Origin of the sequence: Lysobacter sp. K5869 (assembly GCF_018847975.1) — a bacterium.
In the GTDB taxonomy this organism is placed as follows: domain Bacteria; phylum Pseudomonadota; class Gammaproteobacteria; order Xanthomonadales; family Xanthomonadaceae; genus Lysobacter.
Map to the genome: position 1 here is coordinate 53504 of NZ_CP072597.1, position 17708 is coordinate 71211.

14 protein-coding genes are annotated in these 17708 nt (G+C 70.8%); 5 read left to right on the top strand and 9 right to left on the bottom strand.

Annotated features, from left to right (window positions below; all coding sequences use genetic code 11):
• Positions 1 to 176 precede the first annotated feature (176 nt).
• From J5226_RS00205 to J5226_RS00230, 6 genes are all read right to left on the bottom strand, one after another.
• A complete protein-coding gene (locus J5226_RS00205) occupies positions 177 to 1565 on the bottom strand; it encodes an O-antigen ligase family protein (RefSeq protein ID WP_215837858.1) in 1389 nt (462 codons plus the stop codon).
• Positions 1558 to 2697: a glycosyltransferase family 4 protein gene (locus tag J5226_RS00210; RefSeq protein ID WP_215837859.1), complete on the bottom strand. Its 1140-nt coding sequence runs from the start codon at positions 2695 to 2697 to the stop codon at positions 1558 to 1560. The genes J5226_RS00205 and J5226_RS00210 overlap by 8 nt, the downstream gene beginning before the upstream one ends.
• Positions 2698 to 2707: 10 nt before the next feature.
• Positions 2708 to 2908, bottom strand: a complete 201-nt coding sequence (locus tag J5226_RS00215; protein WP_057946305.1) for a zinc-finger domain-containing protein — start codon at positions 2906 to 2908, stop codon at positions 2708 to 2710.
• Between the two features lie 157 nt (positions 2909 to 3065).
• Positions 3066 to 3794, bottom strand: coding sequence for a pirin family protein (locus J5226_RS00220; RefSeq protein WP_215837860.1), 729 nt, complete (start codon positions 3792 to 3794; stop codon positions 3066 to 3068).
• 118 nt (positions 3795 to 3912) lie between these two features.
• Positions 3913 to 4491: a YceI family protein gene (locus tag J5226_RS00225; RefSeq protein WP_215837861.1), complete on the bottom strand. Its 579-nt coding sequence runs from the start codon at positions 4489 to 4491 to the stop codon at positions 3913 to 3915.
• Positions 4492 to 4632: 141 nt separating this feature from the next.
• Positions 4633 to 5220 carry a malonic semialdehyde reductase gene (locus J5226_RS00230; RefSeq protein WP_215837862.1) on the bottom strand — a complete coding sequence of 196 codons (588 nt, stop codon included), beginning with the start codon at positions 5218 to 5220 and terminating at the stop codon, positions 4633 to 4635.
• 107 nt (positions 5221 to 5327) lie between these two features.
• On the opposite strand from J5226_RS00230, the gene J5226_RS00235 reads away from it, so the two are divergent.
• A complete protein-coding gene (locus J5226_RS00235; protein WP_255322944.1) occupies positions 5328 to 6311 on the top strand; it encodes a mitochondrial fission ELM1 family protein in 984 nt (327 codons plus the stop codon).
• Positions 6312 to 6327: 16 nt separating this feature from the next.
• On the opposite strand, the gene J5226_RS00240 is transcribed toward J5226_RS00235, so the two are convergent.
• Positions 6328 to 6735, bottom strand: a complete 408-nt coding sequence (locus J5226_RS00240) for an immunity 22 family protein (RefSeq protein WP_215837863.1) — start codon at positions 6733 to 6735, stop codon at positions 6328 to 6330.
• Entirely contained in the window at positions 6732 to 9575 is a 2844-nt protein-coding gene (gene glnE, locus J5226_RS00245; protein WP_215837864.1) for a bifunctional [glutamate--ammonia ligase]-adenylyl-L-tyrosine phosphorylase/[glutamate--ammonia-ligase] adenylyltransferase, read from the bottom strand. Before glnE ends, J5226_RS00240 begins: the two co-directional genes overlap by 4 nt.
• 1222 nt (positions 9576 to 10797) lie before the next feature.
• On the opposite strand from glnE, the gene J5226_RS00250 reads away from it, so the two are divergent.
• Positions 10798 to 12762 carry a multicopper oxidase domain-containing protein gene (locus J5226_RS00250; RefSeq protein ID WP_215837865.1) on the top strand — a complete coding sequence of 655 codons (1965 nt, stop codon included), beginning with the start codon at positions 10798 to 10800 and terminating at the stop codon, positions 12760 to 12762.
• 63 nt (positions 12763 to 12825) lie between these two features.
• Here the strand turns inward: J5226_RS00250 and J5226_RS00255 are convergent, their stop codons facing one another.
• A complete protein-coding gene (locus J5226_RS00255) occupies positions 12826 to 14895 on the bottom strand; it encodes an alpha/beta hydrolase (RefSeq protein WP_215837866.1) in 2070 nt (689 codons plus the stop codon).
• Positions 14896 to 15048: 153 nt separating this feature from the next.
• Between J5226_RS00255 and J5226_RS00260 the strand changes: the two genes are divergently transcribed.
• From J5226_RS00260 to J5226_RS00270, 3 genes are read left to right on the top strand one after another with little or no spacing between them, the layout of a single operon-like run.
• Positions 15049 to 15411 carry a hypothetical protein gene (locus tag J5226_RS00260; RefSeq protein WP_215837867.1) on the top strand — a complete coding sequence of 121 codons (363 nt, stop codon included), beginning with the start codon at positions 15049 to 15051 and terminating at the stop codon, positions 15409 to 15411.
• A 10-nt stretch (positions 15412 to 15421) separates the two neighbouring features.
• The gene (locus tag J5226_RS00265) at positions 15422 to 16165 is read left to right on the top strand and encodes a hypothetical protein (RefSeq protein ID WP_215837868.1); all 744 of its coding nucleotides are present in this window, start codon (positions 15422 to 15424) and stop codon (positions 16163 to 16165) included.
• A gap of 46 nt (positions 16166 to 16211) precedes the next feature.
• Positions 16212 to 17678: a hypothetical protein gene (locus tag J5226_RS00270; protein WP_215837869.1), complete on the top strand. Its 1467-nt coding sequence runs from the start codon at positions 16212 to 16214 to the stop codon at positions 17676 to 17678.
• Positions 17679 to 17708: the final 30 nt, after the last annotated feature.

Here is a 17708-nt window from a genome sequence, read left to right on the forward strand (position 1 = left end):
CGTGAGCCGCGACCAACCGAAGCGACGCACGTAAGCGTAGCCGCCCGAAGCCCGCATACCGCGAGCGCTGCGATACAACAGCATGAGCGCTCGGGCGGCGCCGGCTTCGGTAGGTGCGTTGGTATTACGTCGCTTCGGTGGATCGCGGCTCACGCCGCTCCTACCCAGCCAGCCGCTTACTCGCTACGCGGCTGCGCCAGCAAACTCCCCGCATACAACGCCGCCAGCAGCAACGTCAGCCCGCCCCAGAACGTCGAATAGAACGCGAGGTGGGTGTTGAGCGGGAACACCGTCACCGCCAGCGCGACCATCGCGGGGCGCGCGCGTTCGCGCGCCTGCGCATCGGCGAAGGTCCAGGCGCGCCACGCCAGCGCGGCGCCGGCCAGCCACATCAACAGGCCGAACGCGCCGGTTTCGCTGAGCACTTCCAGGATCAGCTGATGCGCGTGCAAAGCCGGACCGACGCCCCACGAGGTGTCGACGCCGGGCATCGGATCGCAGGCCGGGAAGGCTTCGCGGAAGCCGCGCGCGCCGACGCCGTTGAGCGGATGCTCGGCGATCATGCAGCCAGCCGCGCGCCAGATCCGCGCGCGCCCGGACAAGGCCTCGTCGATGCCGGACACGTCGGTGGTGACGATGTGCGCGGTGCGCACCAGCCGCTCGTGCACTTGCGGCGAAGCGCGGTCGAGCACGACCAACGCGATCAGGCCGCAGGCGAACAGCGCCAGCAGCTTCTTCCACCCCAGCAGGCGCCAGCCGCTGAGCAGCAGCACCAGGGCGAAGGTGATCCACGACGCGCGCGAACCGGCCAGCACCACGACCACGCCGGTCAGCGCGGTCGCGACGAGCCAGCCGGCGAGGCCGAAGCGGCGGCCGGCGGCGTAAAGCAGGAACGGCGAGAAGCTGGCGATCACTTGCCCGAGCTTGAGGTTGCACGGGCCGAGCACGCCGCCCAAGCGGTCGGCCATCGCCAGTTCGGTCGCGCTGCACATGCCGTGGCCGCTGATCGAATGCTTGGCCGCGTCGATGGCGCGGAACAGCGGGCTCTCGGCGCCGCCGAGCAGCGCTTGCAGCAACGCGTCGGCGATCCACACCGCCAGGATCAGCGCGAGCCCGCCGAAGGTGATGCGGCGGCCGCGCTCGGACGCCACCGCCGCGGCGACCAGCCACAGGAACGGCAGATAGCGCAGATCGACCGCGGCCTCGCGCAAGGCGCGCGCGGGGTCGACCGCGTCGATGGCGGAAATCAGTTCGGGCAGCCAATACGCGGCGAACAGCGCGCTGGTCAGCGCCCAGGCCGCGTCGCTGAGCAAGCGCGGGCCGGTGCGCACGCGGCCGAGCGCGAGCTTCACCAGCATGGTCAGCGCGCCCAGGCTCAGCACGCCTTCGGCGAAGCCCGGCGCGAACAGCAGCGCGACATAGGCCAGCACCCACACCGGCGCCCAGCGCCAACCGGCGATGTCCTGCGGCGGCGTCTGCGACGAACCGGCCGGGTGCTCTCCCGCCGCGAGCGGGCCCGCCGGCGAAACGGCGGCGGCCGGCGACGGCGCGCCCGGCTCAGGCATCGGCGAGTTCGGCGTAGACGGCAAGCGTGGCCTCCTGCATGGCCCGCAAGGAAAACGCCATCGTATCCACTGGCGCGGGCGCGTGCGTTAGCAATTCGCAAGCGCTGGCCTTGAGCGCCTGCGGGTCGAACGGCGCGACCGCGCCGCGCGGTTGCAGGCGCGCCAGCAATTCGCCGACGCCGCCGTGGTTCCAACCCGCGACCGGGCGTCCGCACGACAGCGCCTCGACCACGGTGCGGCCGAACGCCTCGGGCTTGCGCGAGAGCTGCAGCACCAGATCGCTGGCGGCGTAGGCGCGCGCGATCGCGTCGGTCGGCGCGGCGAACGCGACCGCGTCGGCGATGCCCAGGGTGTGCGCGAACTGCTGCATTTCTTCGATGTAGTCCTCGCGCCCGGGTTCGCGCGCGCCGGGCAGCCACAGCCGCGCGTCGATGCCGTCGGCGCGCAGATCGGCGAGCAATTGCAGGCCGTCGGCGTGACCCTTCAAGCGCGTGCCGCGGCCGGGCAACAACAGCAGCGGGCCGTCGCCGGCGAGTTGCGGATGCTGCGCCGCGGCCCAGGCGCGCGCTTCGCGATCGGGCCACGGAGCGCGCGGGAACGCGGCCGGGTCGATGCCGCGCGGCACCACCCGCAGCTTGGCCGGATCGGTGTCGGGATAGTGTTGGAGCACGTAGTCGCGCACCGTGTCGGACACGCAGATCACCCGCTCGCCGCGGGTCATCACCTGGCTGTAGCGCGACGGCGAATTGAGCCCGTGCACCGTGGTCACCAGCGCCGGCCGCGCGTTTTCGGGCAGGCCGCGCCAGGCCAGCAAGCCGACCCAAGCCGGCAGGCGCGAGCGCAGATGCAGCACGTCCACGCCGAGCTCGGTCATCCACCGGCGCAGCTTGAACGCGTGCAACAGGGTCGAGGGCGATTTGCGCCCGATCGGCAGTTCGATGTGCTCGGCGCCGAGCTGCAGCAGCCGCGGCACCATGCGGCCGCCGGCGGAGACCACGATCGCGCGGTGGCCGGCGCGCACCAGCGCGTCGGCGACTTCCAGGGTGGAACGCTCGACGCCGCCGGACTCCAGCGCCGGCAGCAACTGCATCGCCGTCAGCCGGCGCTTGGAAGTCGGCTGCGGCGAAGTCATGGCGGCGCGGTCAGTCGACCAAGGTGTAGTGCGCGCCGCAATACGGGCACTGGCACTCGCGCTCGGCCTCGATCGGCAGGTACACGCGCGGATGCGAGTTCCACAGCGCCATCGACGGCAGCGGGCAGCTCAGCGGCAGGTCCGCGCGGGTGACGGTGTAACGCTGGTCGGCGTTGGCCTGGGTGGGGTGGGCGTTGGCTGCGGTGGTCATGTCGGACGACGGGTGGCGACGCGGGGTGGGCATTTTAGCAGCGCCGGCGCGGCGGCGCGTGGACGCGGCGCGGCGGTTCGGCGATCGGCGCCGAAAACGGCCGGGAAACGCGCAGTTTCCGGCCCCGTGGCGCGGAACGTCGCGGATCGCGCGCCGATCAGCCCGCCGCCGGCAAATCCAGCAACAGCGCCTGCGCGCCCGCGGCGCCGGCCGTCAGCGCCAGTTCGCCGGCTTCGGCGGCGAATCCCAGCGCATCGCCCGCGGCCAGCGCGCGGCCGGCGGCGTGGGCGTCGCCGCGCGCGAGTTGCAACCAGTAGCAACGGCCGGGATCCAGCGCCAGCCGCGCGCTCGCGCCCGGCGCCAGTTCGGCCGAGTACGCGCGCAGGTCCTGGCGCACCGGCAGGCCGCCGTCGCGGCCGTCGCGCGAAGCGCGCAGGACGAAGCCGTCCGCGCCCGCCGTCGGCGCGGCCGACAGCGCGTAGGCCGGTTGAGCGTTGAGCCGGTCGGGCTGGATCCAGATCTGCAGGAACCGCAGCGGTTCGTCCTGCGAGGCGTTGAACGCGCGATGGCGCAAGCCGTGCCCGGCGCCGAGCCATTGCAGCTCGCCGGCGCGCACGATGCCGGCCTCGGCCTCATCGCCGTCGAAGCCCATGGCGCCCTCGAAGCCCATCGCGCCGTCGAGCACGTAGCTGAAGACGTCCATGTTGGCGTGCCGGTGCACGGGCAGTCCCGCACCGGGATCGACGCGGGCCTCACGCAACGCGCGCAACGCGCCGAAACCCATCCACGCCGGATCGTAATAGGCGCCCGAGGAAAACGTCTGCAGGCTCTCGACCCCGTCGGCCGATGCGCGGCCGCGGTCGTGGGAAAGGCGTTGGATGATCATCGCGCCATTTTAGCGCCAGGCGCGGCGCGCACGCCGCGCGCCGCGGGGCCGGCGGCGCTGTCGCGCGCGCCGGCCGGCCGTCGATGCCGCAGCGGGCACCGACGGCCGCATGCGCCGCTTACTTCTTCGGCACGATCGCTTCGGTGGTGATGCGGATCTTGACCTCGTCGCTGACGTTCGGCACGTACTTGCCGATGCCGAACTCGCTGCGCTTGAGCGTGGTGGTGGCGTCGAAGCCGGCCGCCGCGCGCTTGGCCATCGGCTGCTCGCCGATCTTGTTGATGTTCACGTCCAGCACCGCCGGCTTGGTCACGCCGTGCACGGTCAGGTCGCCGGTGACCTTCAGCTTGTTGGCGCCGGCCGCTTCGACCTTGGTGCTCTTGAAGGTGATGTTCGGGAACTTGGCGGCGTCGAAGAAATCCGCGCTCTTGAGGTGCTCGTCGAAGTCCGGCACGTGCGAATCCAGGCCGTCGAGCGGAATGGTCACCTGCACCGAGGACGCGGCCGGCTTGGCCTGATCGTAGGTGATGCTGCCGTCGACCTTGCCGAAATGCGCGATCGGGTTGGAGAAGCCGAAGTGGCTCCAGCTGGCGACCACGTCGGTGTGGTTCGGGTCGATCTTGTAGGTCACCGGAGCGGCGACGGCGGCGCCGGCGAAAGCCAGGCCCAGGGCGGCGGCGAGCAGGATGCGCTTCATTGGAAAACTCCTCGAAAGTGTCGTCGGGTGGACGCTGGTCATTGTCGTGGGTCGTACGGTATTGCCTGAAAAACCAACACTAGGGCGCGGCCCGCGCCGGACGCCAACGCGCCGGCGCGGAACCGTGCCGGCGCGCACGCATCACTCGATGCGCGCGGCCTCGTCGAAGGGCAGGCGCGGCGAACGCGGGAACAGCTTGTCGTGATCGCCGTAGCCCAGGTTGATGAGGAAGTTGGACTTGATCCGGGTGCCGGCGAAGAAGGCTTCGTCGACCTTGGCGTTGTCGAAGCCCGACATCGCGCCGGTGTCCAGGCCCAGCGAGCGCGCGGCCAGGATCAGGTACGCGCCCTGCAGGCTGCCGTTGCGGAACGCGGTGGTGTTGATCGCCGCGTCGTTGCCGGCGAACCAACTGCGCGCGTCGTCGTGCGGGAACAGGTAGGGCAGCTTTTCGTAGAACTCCAGATCGTGGGCGACGATGACGGTGACCGGCGCGGCCAGGGTCTTGGCCAGATTGCCGGCCGACAGCGCCGGGCGCAGTTTTTCCTTGGCCTCGGGCGACTTCACGAACACGAAGCGCGCCGGCGAGCCGTTGGCGCTGGTCGGGCCCCACTTGGTCAGGTCGTAGAGCTGGCGCAGGGTCTGATCGCTGATTTCGCCGCCCAGCACGTTGTGGGTGCGGGCGCTGCGGAACAGCTGATCGAGGGCGTCGTCGCTGAGGACCTTGGACATCTTCTTCTCCATGGGGCTGCCAAGCTGGGCAGGTGATCGGGAGACGGAAGTGTAGAGTCTCGACCCGGCCGCTAAATCGACACCCTCGGAACGGATTACCCGCATCTGTGCAACGAAACCGCATTTCGGCGAAGAATGACGCCACCGCTGCAACCTGGCTGCTGACCGACGGCCTCGCCGGCAATCAGCGTCAGGCCTCGGCCCTGGCGCTGGCCCTGGGGCGGACGGCCACGAACTGGACCCTGCGCCCGCAGGCGCCGTGGCGTTGGGCCGCGCCGCGCCTGCTGCCCGGCGCTCAGCGCGCGTTCGGCCCCGAGTTCGAGCGCGCCTTGCAGGCACCGCCGCATCTGGCCATCGGCTGCGGCCGGCAGGCCGCGCTCGCCACCCGCTTGATGCGCGAGGCCGGCAGCCTCGCCGTGCAGATCCTCGACCCGCGCATCGCCACCGACCCCTGGGATCTGGTGATCGCGCCCGAACACGACGGCCTGCGCGGCGACAACGTCATCACCCTGCTCGGCAGCCTCAACCCGGTCGACGACCTGTGGCTGGCCGGCGCGCGCAAGACCTTCGCCGCCTTCGGCCAGTTGCCCGGCCCGCGCACCGCGCTGCTGCTGGGCGGCTCCAGCGCGCACGCGCGCTTCGACCGCGCCGCCTTCGACGCGCTGGCCTCGCGCCTGCAGGCCCAGCTCGAACGCGAGGGCGGCAGCCTGCTGGCGACCACCTCGCGGCGCACGCCCGCGGAAATCCGCGCGCGCCTGCGCGAACGCCTCGCTTCGCTGCCGCAGGTGTCATGGTACGAACCCGGCGAAGGCGCCAACCCCTACCCCGGCCTGCTCGGCTGGGCCGACCGCATCGTCTGCACCGCCGACTCGGTCAACATGCTGTCCGAGGCCGCGGCGACGCGCGCGCCGCTGTTCGTGTTCGGCATCGACCGGGTCGAAGGGCGGCCGCGCCGCTTCGTCGACAGCCTGCTCGGGCTGCGCCGGGCGCATGCCTTCGATCCGCATCTGCGGCCGTATCCGGTGGAGCCGCTGCGCGAGACGGCGCGGGTCGCCGACGAGGTCCGGCGCCGGCTGAACCTGCGCGCCTGACGACGCGCGCCGCGCCTCAGCGCGCGCGGCGCGGCCGGGAATTGTCGAAGTTGCCGATGAAGCGCAACTCGTTGTACAGCCGTCCCGGCTGTTCTTCGATGAAGGCGCAGCGGTCGTAGTAATACAGCGCGTTGCCGTCGGCGATGCCGAACTCATGGCAGCGGGCGACGATCGCGCGATCGGTCTCGACCGAGTACGTACCGACTTCGGTCACCAGTTCCTCGACCGGCGCCACCCGCGCGCCGGCGGTGACGTAGGCGACGAAGAAATCCGAATCGATGAAACCGCAGCCGAAGTCGCGCTGCGCCGGGCAATCCGAATCCAGCGATTCCATGCCCTCGGTATAGCGGCTGAACACCTCCAGGCTCTGGGTGGTGGTGCCCATCCACACCGAAATCATGTCGCGGGCGTCGTGGTCGATCATGGCGCCGCCCTCAACCCGTGCGCCGCCATCGCCGCGCCGATCGCGCGTCGCGCCACCGCGATCGCGTCGGTCTCGGCCACCCGCCGCGGGCGCCGGTCCAGCGTGCATTCCAGCCCCGCCGCCAACAACACCGCATGCGCTTGCAGCAAGCCGTCGGCCTGCTCCGGCGACAAACCGCCGGCCGCGCGCGCGGCCGCGATCAGCCCGGGCGTATCGCGCGGCGTCAGCAACCCCGGCGCGCGCGCGGCATCGCGCAACACCAGGTACTGCAGCAAGAACTCCAGATCGACCAGCCCGCCTTCGCCTTGCTTGAGGTCGAAGAACGCCGCGTCGCTGCGGTCGAGCTCGGCGCGCATGCGCGCGCGCATCGCGGCGACGTCGCCGCGCAGCTTGTCGCCGTCGCGCGCGCGGGTCAGCGTGCGCGCGCGGACCGCGTCGAAATCCCCGTGCAGGCCGGCGTCGCCGGCGACGAAGCGCGCGCGCACCAGCGCCTGGTGTTCCCAGGTCCAGGCGCGTTCGTCCTGGTACTCGGCGAAGCTCGCCAGCGACGACACCAACAGGCCTTTCGCGCCGTCCGGCCGCAAGCGCACATCGACGTCGAACAAGCGCCCCGCCGCGGTCACCGCGCCGAGCAAGGCGACGATCTTCTGCGCCAGCCGCGCGAACCAGCGCGGCGCGTCGAGCGGACGCGCGCCGTCGGAGGCCGCGCCGCCCTCGACGTCCGGCGCCTGATACAAAAACACCAGATCCAGATCCGAGCCGAAGCCCAACTCTTCGCCGCCGAGGCTGCCGTAGCCGAGCACCGCGAAGCGCGCGCCCGGCACCCGGCCGTGCGCGGCGGCGACTTCGGCCTGCGCCATCGCCAGCACCCGCACCACCACCGCGTCGGCCAGCCACGCCAGCTGGCGCGCGCTGTCCTCGGCCGACTGGCGGCCGTCGCGCAACGCCATCGCGATGCGGAAGCTCAGCGCCTGCCGGGTTTCGTTGATCGCCTGCAAGGCGTCCTCGACATCGAGATCGGCGTCGCCGTCCGTGCCTGCGCAGGCGGCGAGCAGTTCCTCGCGATCCGGCAACGGGCCGGCCACGCGCGCGTCGAGCAATTCGTCGAGCAGCAACGGATGCGAGGCCAAGCGCTCGGCCAGCAGCGCGCTGCGCGAGACCACTTCGACCAAGCGCGACAGCGCCGCGGGCTGTTCGTCGAGCAAGGCCAGATACGCGCTGCGGCGCAGGACGTTGTGCAACAGCGCCAGCAGGCGCTTGAGCGCGAGCATCGGCTGGGTCGAAGCGGCCGCAGCTTGCAGCAGCGCCGGCAGCACCCGGTCCAGGCGCGCGCGCGCCGCGTCCGACAGGCCGCGCACGCCGGGGCTGCGGGCGAAATCGCGCAGCGCCGCGTCGGCGTCGCCGGCGCCGTCGAAACCGGCGTCGGCCAGCGTTTGCGCGTCGCCGGCGTCCGGCAGCGCGCGCCAGTACGCGGTCAGCGCGTCGGGCGCGGCGCGGCGGCGGCGCGGCGCCAGCAGCGCGTCGAACTCGGCGGTGATGCGTTCGCGGCGGCGTTCCAGCTCGGCGCGCAGCGCGTCCCAGTCGGCGTAGTCCAAACCTTGCGCGATGCGCTCGCGTTCGGGCTCGCCGGTCGGCAGCGCGTGGGTCTGCGCGTCGCGCAGCATTTGCAGGCGGTTTTCCAGGCGGCGCAGGAAGCGGTAATCGTCGGCCAGCGCGGCGCCGGCGTCCTCGCCGATCTGGCGCTGCGCGACCAAAGCCTCCAGCGCCGGCAGCAGTCGGCGGCCGCGCAACTCGGCCTCGCGTCCGCCGCGGATCAGCTGCAGCGCCTGCACCAGGAATTCGATCTCGCGGATGCCGCCCGGCCCGCGCTTGATGTCGTCGGCCAGTTCCTTGCGCGCGACCTCGGCGCTGATCGCTGCCTTCATCGCGCGCAAGCCGTCGAGCGCGCCGAAGTCGAGATAACGGCGATACACGAACGGCCGCAGCGCTTCGACGAAACGCTCGCCGGCGTCCAGATCGCCGGCCACCGGCCGCGCTTTCTGCCAGGCGTAGCGTTCCCAGTCGCGGCCTTCGCGCTGGAAATACTGCTCCATCGCCGCGAACGACCACGCTACCCGGCCGGCATTGCCGTACGGGCGCAGGCGCAGATCGACGCGATGGCTGAAGCCTTCGGCGGTGAGTTCGTCGAGCAAGCGCGCCAGCTGCTGGCCGAGCTTGGCGAAGTAGGTTTCCGCATCGAGCGCGCGCGCCGGATCGCGGCCGTCGAACTGGGTGCCGCCGTCGTGTTCGTAGGCGTAGACCAGATCGACGTCGGAACTGAAATTGAGTTCGCCGCCGCCGAGCTTGCCCAGGCCGAACACGACCAACCGCACGCGTTCGCCGTCGGCGGTGCGCACAGCGCCGTAGCGGCGCTCGAATTCGTCTTCGAGCGCGTCGTGGGCGAGGCGCAGGCAGACTTCGGCCAGTTCGGTGCTGCCGCGCAAGGTGGCTTCGACCGAATCCAGGCCGAGCGCGTCGCGCCAGATCAGGCGGGTGGAACCGGCCGCGCGGTAGCGGCGCAGGCGCGTGGGCCAATCGGCGCGGCCTTCCGCGTCGAGCAGCGGCGGCGGCAACGGCGCGGCGCCGTCGTCGGCGGCCAGCGCGATCAGCAGCGCGGGCTGACGCACCAAGGTGTCGATGGCGAAGTCGCTGACCGCGGCGACGCGGGCGACGCGCTGCGCGAGCGCGGGCTCCGCGAGCGCGGCGCGCGCGTCGTCGGAGGCGTTGCGCAGGCGGGTCAGCGCGCGCTCGGTCAGCGCGGCGAAGGAAGACGGGGAGACGGCGGGGGAGAAAACGGACATGCGCAGGATGATCGCATGGCGGCCGCGGCGCTCCGGCGTTGCGACCCCGCACCGCGGCGCGCGGCGAACCGGGGGGCGATGCGCGCGGCGCATTCGCGCCGTTGCGCGCGGCGCGGCGCGTGGGCGAAGCTCGGCGCTAAAAACCTTGGGCAATAAAAAAGCCCGCTTCCGGATGAACCGGTTGCGGGCTTGCTCCCTCCCCCACGTCGGGATGCGGGCTGATCGTGAAGGAAGCGTTATCGGCTTTGCACGCTGCACTGCAAAACAGAACTTGCCGGTTCATTTGAAACGCTCTCGCGTGGATCGGCCTCTCAACGCGAAAACCTTGCGGCGCAAGGCTTGTTACCGATGCCAGGGCGGATGCGGCGAATGGCTGGTCCGCGGCGAGGAACGATCGCGGCTCCAACCTGAATAGGCGAAGCCCACCAGATTTGCGCCAAACCGCATTCCGCTCGTGTCGCCGGTCGCAGGCCGGGCGTGCCGTCGCACGGCGCCGATTCCTTATCCGCCGCCGGACCGGACGAGAGCGGCGCGTCATCGCCGCAGCGCGAGGGGCGCGAACGCCGGCCGCCCTCGGCCGTCGTCGGCCGACCGGCGCTCGCGGCCTCTCGAATCGCGGCGTTGTTCGATCCGAACGAACCGATGTCGGTTTCGCCGCGCAGTCCGACGTCATCGACTCCGCCTTCGCTCGCCTCGCCGCAAGCCCGCATCGCACCCGCGCCGCGCCCGACCGCTTAGAACGCGACCGCGGCATCGGCGCTCGTCGCGAACGCGGTCGCTCGCCGCACCCACCGAACCCACGCGCAACCCGCCGCGCTTCGACGCAACGCGCGCGAAGCCCGGACCGCGCACCCGACTCGCTCGACGCCTGCGCGCACTGTCCTGCCGCACCGGCTTTCGCCGTTCATCAAGCGAGCGCGAACGGCCGGGCGACCGCGACGGCCCGCACTCGACGCCGCGGCGGCGCGCGCGGTGCGACACGGTTCGCATTCGACGACGAACCGCGCGCACAGCCGCCCGCTCCGACGCCGAAACGGCCTTCGCCCGCGAGCGAACGGCCGCGCGCTCCGTCCGCGCCGCAAGCAACGCGGCGCGCGACGCCGCAAGGGGACCGCACGCAACCGACTCATCCGCCGCCGACCGGCGCCGCGCGCGTTCGCGCGGCGCGCGCATCGGCACCACCGTGCCGCGACGGCACGCTTCATGCCAACAGGGGTTCCGCATGAACACTTCCGCTTTCCGTCCTTCCGGCCCGCGCCCGACGCGCGCCGCGCTCGCGCTGTGTCTGGCGCTGGCCTTGCCCGGCGCCGCGCTCGCGCAAGACGCCGCGCCCGCGCCCGCCGCCAGCGCGCTGCGCGTGGCCGCGCCGCCGGTGCTCGCGCGCATGCTGCGCTCCACCGACGCACCGGAGACCGCGCAGAAGCTGCTCACCTCCACCGGCGCGCGGCCGCTGGACACGCGCGAGGCCAAACTCGATCTGGTGATCGGCCTGACCACCTCGAAGATCTGGAACCCGGCCACGCAGCGCTTCGACACGGTCGAGCTGCGTTCCTACAAGAGCCCCGGCACCGATCCGGCGATTCCCTTCGTCGCCCCGACCGTGGTCACCGCGCCCGGCGAAACCGTGCGCATCGCGCTGAAGAACGACCTCAAGCCCGAACCCGATTGCGCTCAGCCGAGCATCAACACGCCGCACTGCTTCAACTCCACCAACCTGCATTCGCACGGCCTGTGGGTGAGCCCGACCGGCAACAGCGACAACGTGCTGCTGACCCTGCGCCCGGGCGTGTCGTTCGAGTACGAATACAACCTGCCGGCCGATCATCCCTCCGGTACGTTCTGGTACCACCCGCATCTGCACGGCTCGACCGCGCTGCAAGTCTCCAGCGGCATGGCCGGCGCGCTGCTGGTGCGCGGCGAACGCCTGCCCTCGGCGACGCGCAACGGCGATCTGGACACGCTGCTGCGCGAGAGCGACGGCAAGCCGATGGCCGAACGCCTGCTGATGTTCCAGCAGGTCGCCTACGCCTGCCGCGATGGCAAAAACAACATCAAGACCGCTAGCGACGGGCGCTGGGTCTGCGATCCGGGCGATGTCGGTCGGATCGAAAGCTACGATCAGTTCGGCCGCAACGTGTGGAAGACCTCGGGCCGCTACACCAGCGTCAACGGCGTGGTGCTGCCGACCCTGTCCGGCCTCGTCGCCGGCCGCGTCGAGCGCTGGCGCTTGCTGCACGCCGGCGTGCGCGACACCGTCAACCTGCAACTGCGCGAACTGCGCCCCGGCGTTTCGCTGCCGCAGAACCTGGCGGGCAAAGCGCTCGACAACTGGGTCGGCAAGAACTGCACCGGGCCGGTGCTGAGCCAGTTCGAAGTCGCCTCCGACGGCCTCACCCACGGCCGCGCCATCGAGAAGCGCGAGAACGTGCTGCAGCCGGGCTACCGCAGCGACGTGCTGATGGTGTTCCCCAACGCCGGCCGCTATTGCGTGATCGACATGGCCGCGCCGGCCATCGCCAGCGTCACCCAGGAGCCCGAAGACCGGCAGTTGCTCGGCATCGCCGAAGTCGGCGGCGACGCGCGCGTGGCCGATCCGCGCGCAGCGATCCTCGAACGCCTGACCGCCTCGGCCGAACGCAACATGCCCACCGACGTGCGCGCGCGCGTGCTGGCCGAACTGCACGATGGGTTCGGCCTGAGCGCGTTCGCGCCGCACCGCGATATTCCCGAGAGCGAGGTCAACGGCCACCAGAAGCTGGTCTTCGACATCTCGGGCGATACGTACATGGTCGACGGGAAGCCCTACTCGCCGACCCAATCGCGCGATCTGGTGTTGGGCCGCACCGAGGAGTGGGATTTGTCCTCCGACACCGGCAGCCATCCCTTCCATATTCACGTCAATCCGTTCCAGATCGTCGCGATCTACGACCGCAAAGGCAAGGACGTGAGCGAGAAAGGCGAGCCGGACGATCCTCAGTACGCCAACTTGAAGGGCACCTGGAAGGACACCTTGTTCGTCAAGGAGAAGTACCACCTGATCGTACGCACCCGCTACGAGCGCTACATCGGCGAATACGTCCTGCACTGCCACATCCTCGATCACGAGGACCACGGCATGATGCAGAACGTGCGCATGCTGGTGCCGGACGGCAAGGGCGGCGGGATCGTGCCGGGCCACCATCACTAAGCGGAAACCTCGCGGCGGCCGCGATGCGGACGCATCGGGCCGCCGCAGCCCGCGGCGGGCGCTTCAGCGCTTGCCGCGGCTCTCGTAGGTGTCCATGTCCTCGTGCAGGATCCGCCGCAACTCGGCGATGGCCTGCGGCGTTTCCTGCACGCTGTGGCCCGAGGTCACCACTTTCTCCGACACCGCGCCGTCCATGTGCGCGCTCTGGTACGGCACCACGCCGTCGCTGGACTGCGCCAGCGGAAGCTTCGGATCGCGCTGGCCGACGATCACGTGGTACGGCAGCCCGGGCTCGATGCTCAAATCGCGGGTGGCGTGCATGAAACGCGATTTCGGGCTCAGATCGTCCGGCCCGGTCGGCGGCTTGCCCTTGTTCAAGCCCAGCCGCTCCAGGTCGGATTCGCTGACGTCGTAGCGCTGGATCAGCTCGGCGGTCTGCTGCAGCACGTCCAGCGGCAGCCGGATCAGCTTTCGCACCATGCGCAACGGCCAGCCGTCGGTGACCACCGCGCCGCGCTGCGGCGAGGCCATGAACACCGCGCGGCCGAACTGCGGCATCGGCTTGAACACGCTCATCCGGTGCAGGACCGGGTCGGCGCGCACGCGCGCGATCAGTTTCGGATCGAGCCCGTCGAGAATGTCGTCGATCACCCGGTCGCCGCTGTCGCTGAGCAGCAAGCGCCCGATCACCCCGCCCATGCTGTGGCCGACCAGCACGGCGTCGTGGCTGGCGACATCGTCGCCCTGCGGGTCGTAATGCGAGAACGTCTGCTGCAAGGCGTCGGCGATGGCGGCGCGGTTGGACAGCATGTCGATGTTGGTCGGATAGAACACCTGCCACAGCTGATAACGCCGGCGCAGGCTCTCGTCGCCGAGGATTTCGTTGGCCAGATTCACCCACGCTTCCGGACTGCTGGCCAGACCGTGGATCAGCACGATCACGCGCTTGTTCGGATCGTAAGGCTGGTTGAGGTAGACGCGCGGATTGAACGCGCGCTCCTGCTTGGAGCGCAGCAGGCTGGTCAAGCTCAGCCGCGCCAGTTCCGAGCGCGCCAGCCACACGCCGTACGCCGCGGAGAAGTTCGCCGCCAGCGGCACCTTGCGGCCTTCGATGGTTTCGCTGTCGATGCGGTACGGGTTGTAGACGTCGAGCTGCGCGCGCTGGCTGGCGAGCATGCCGTCGAGGTCTTGGCCGTCGAAACGCAGCGTCGCCGTCACCGGCAAATAGCGGGTATCGCGGTAAGGCACGTCGTCGCGCGCGGCGGTCTTGGCGTAAGCCGGCGCCGGCGCGTTCGGGCGCTTCGCATCGGCGCCTTCGGCCGGCGCGATCTTGCTCGCCATCGCGCCGCCCGGCGCCGGCGCGCCGATGCCGCGGCGCGGAAACACCGCGACCAAGGCCGTGCCGAAGCCGTCGCGCCGGTACACCGCGCGCAGGTTGGCGAAGCCGAGCGTGTCGGAGGCCAGCAACGCGGTCGGATCCTGCTGGATGTCGGACGCGTCGTAACCGTGCAGCACCGCGCTCACCGCGAGTCCGCCGACATCGACCGCGGCCTGATCGGCATGGCCGGAGCTGGCGGTGAACGCGGCCTGCGCGATCGCCTCGACCGCGCGGTTGTAGTACTGCAGCACCTGCTGCTGGCGTGCTTCGAACACGCGCTGCTCGGGCGTGCGCTTAGTCGCGAACAGATAGGCGTAGGCGTAACGCGCGGTGGCGACCGCGGCGCGGGTGCGCGGGTCTTGCGCGGCGGTGTCCGGCGCGAGTTGGGCCAAGTCGGCGGCGGCGCGGCTGGAGCGCTTGAACGCGCCGGATTCGGCGGCCTTGCCCACGGTCGCCGGCAACGCGTTCATGCGCAGCAACTGCAGTTCGGCCGCGGTCGCCAGCCATTCTTCCGCCGAAGTCAGCGGACGCAGTTGGCCGATGCAGGGATCGGGATCGCGCGCGCACGCGGACGGATCGAGCCCGACCGTGGTCAGCGCGGTCGACGCGGCCGCGCTGAGCCGGCCGCCGCTGAGCGCATCGACGTTGCGCTCGGCGGCGAAGTCGCCGAAGCCGCGTTCCTTGACCTTGACCACGGCGCAGCCGCTGCCGCCCAGCAGCGCCAGCCCCGCCAACAATCCGATCCACGCGCGCATGTCCGATCCGCCACAGGAAAACCGTTGGCATTGTCGATGCGCGCCCAGGCCGCCGTAAATAGCGCCGGCCCGGCCCGCCTTCACGCCGCTCCCCGCACGGCGTTCTCCGCATCGACTCCGCATTTTCCTTCCCGCGCGCACGAGGCGTCCGCCATGCAGACCTCCGGCAATCCCGCAGAGTCCGTCGAACCCGAGTTGTTCGTCCAGCACCTGTCGCTCATCAACAACGGCGGTTTCATCGCGCGCTTCGTCGTCCAGCGCCTGGTCGGCGGCCGGCTGATCAGCCAGACCAACGCCTTCGGCAACATCCAGCTGGGCCAGACCCGCACCGTCGATCTGTCCGCGCTGCGCTTCCACAACCAGGCCTTGGACGTGGGCGACCGGGTGCGCTTGCGCGTCGGCGCGGCCGGCGGCACCCGCCGCAACGGGCCCGAGGTGAGCTACGCGCCCAACGGCCAGACCGCCGCGTTCAACGTGCGCGGCACCACCTTGGTGTTTTCGATCAATCCGCTCTGAGGCCGCATCGATGACCGCGTCCCATACGCTCGACGGCGAGGCCGTCGATTGGCTGCACGCCGGCGAGCGCCTGTCCGTGCGCTTCGGCCTCAACCTCGACGACGCCGACGCGCGCGTGCGCAACCAGGGCGCGCAGGTGCGCATGTTCGCCAACGCGAGCTTGCCGCAGGTCGCGCCGGACCGCCTGTTTCCCAACGTGGTCGCCGCGACCCGCCGCGCGGCCTTGTCGGTCCAGATCCGCGCGCGATCGAAGTCCGCGCTCGGATTCGGCTTCCGTCTGCGCACCGAAGCCGAGCCGGTGGTGGAGCGCTTGTACGCGGTCGGCCGCCCCGACGCGGACGGCTTTCGCAGCGTCACCGTGCGCCGGTTCCAGCACGAGGCCAGTCTGATCGTCGTCGATCTGATGCGCGCGCGGCTCGGCCGCACGCACAACCTCGCCGCGCTGCAGCAGCTGTGGGTCTGCGACATCGTCGCCTGGGACGTGCATCAGTTTCTCGATCCGGTCACCGCGCGGGTCTATACCGAAGACAACCCGCGCTTCCCGCGCACGCGGCGCGAAGCGCCGAGCGACGTCTTGCGCGGCACGTTGCGCGCGGCCGGCGGCGACGCGCCGCGGGTCAACGCCGGCGTGATCTGGGCCGACGACGACGCCGAACAAACCTTCGAGCGCGTCCAGGTGCAGCGCGAAGACGACCCGGACGAAAAACCCATCGGCTCGTTGCGCGTGCATTTCTTCGTCGTCGATTCCGACTGAGCGGCGGCGCGCCGCGCCCGCCGCATCGCCTACCCGAGGGTTGCGCATGCTCGTCACCATCGTATTCGCCGGCGAACCCGACCGCGACCTGGTCGTGCCCCTGCAACCGGACTCGTCCCTGAGCCAAATTCGCGAGCAGCTCGCGGCCCTGGACGCGATGACGCCCGGCGATCGCTTTCGTTACAACGATCGCCCGGTGGCCCCGCCGGGCGAGGCCAACATCAGGCTCAAGGATGTGATCGCGCAAGACGGCGTGCTCGGCGTGCAGCCGGCGCCGCGCGCGCCGGAGCCGGAGCCCGAACCGGAGCCCGAGCCCGAACCAGAACCCGAGCCCGAACCGGAGCCGGAGCCGGAGCGCCCGCCGCCGCGCGGCGCCGCGCCGGTGGAAGCGCCGCGAGCGGAACCCGGCGAAGCGATCTGGGGATTGGGCCCGCGTGCCGAAACGCCGGATTTGCTCGCGCAATTCCAAAACCAACTGACCGGCGTCGCCGTGGGCACGATCGACGAGTTCACCGCGTTGCCGCTGGCCACGGTGCGCGCACTGTTCGGCCGGCAACGGCTCGACCGCGGCCTGCGCTTCGGCATCGAGCCGAACGAAACCTTCGGCGCGCGCTCGCCGCGCTCGCCGGTGGTGTACCGGCATCCGCACCGGCCGCCGCATTCGGGCGGGGTGGCCTTCAATCAGCACTGGACGACCAGCGCCACCGCCAGCCGGATGCTGCACGAACTGCAAACGCGCAGCATCCACAACGCGCACGCCACCGGCGGCGTCAACGGCTTCGGCCTGGCCGCCGATTTCCGCCGCGACCTGGAACGCTTGCGGCGCCACGAAATCACCACGATCCATCTGAGCAGCGAGGTCTTGGTGCCCAGGGTCGTGCTGATGCTGGATCCGAACACCGACCTGGACGTCGCGCCCGAGTTGGTCGAAGCGGCCGACCGCGCGTTGGCGGCGCCCCACCGCGCCGTGCAGTACGAAGCGCTGCACGAGCAGGTGTTCGCGGCCTTCGGCTACTTCTTCCCGTGCGAGTCGCTGCTCGGCGGCAGCCGCATCCGCACGTTCAGTTCGATGAGCGAGGACCTGCAGGAGCAAGAGCAGCTCTTGTCGGGCTTCGGTTTCGGCGCCGCCGCCAAGGACGTGCCGACGAGCTTCGGTCCCGCCAGCGGCGACATCGGCTTCGCCAACGCCGAACAGCAGCTTTCCGGGCATCGCCAGATTTCCCAGTTGCAACAGCAGAACATCCGCTCCCGAGGCGGCTATCCCGCGCTGGCCCTGCGGGACGAGGATCTGCCGAAGTGGATCGCCAGCCTGGATGCGGTGGATACGTGGGAGACCGTCGGTCATCGCCGGCTGGTGCCGATCCTGCGCTTCCTGCCCACGCGGCAACGCCATCAGTGCGTCAGCCTGATCGAAGAGTTCGCCGGCTCGCCCGCCACCGCGGAGCACACCGCGCTGGACATGACCGCTTACGTGCGGCCGCTCAATCGCGATTTTCTCGGCAAGATCCTGTAGGCGCCGCGCGACGGCGGCGCGAGTGCCGCG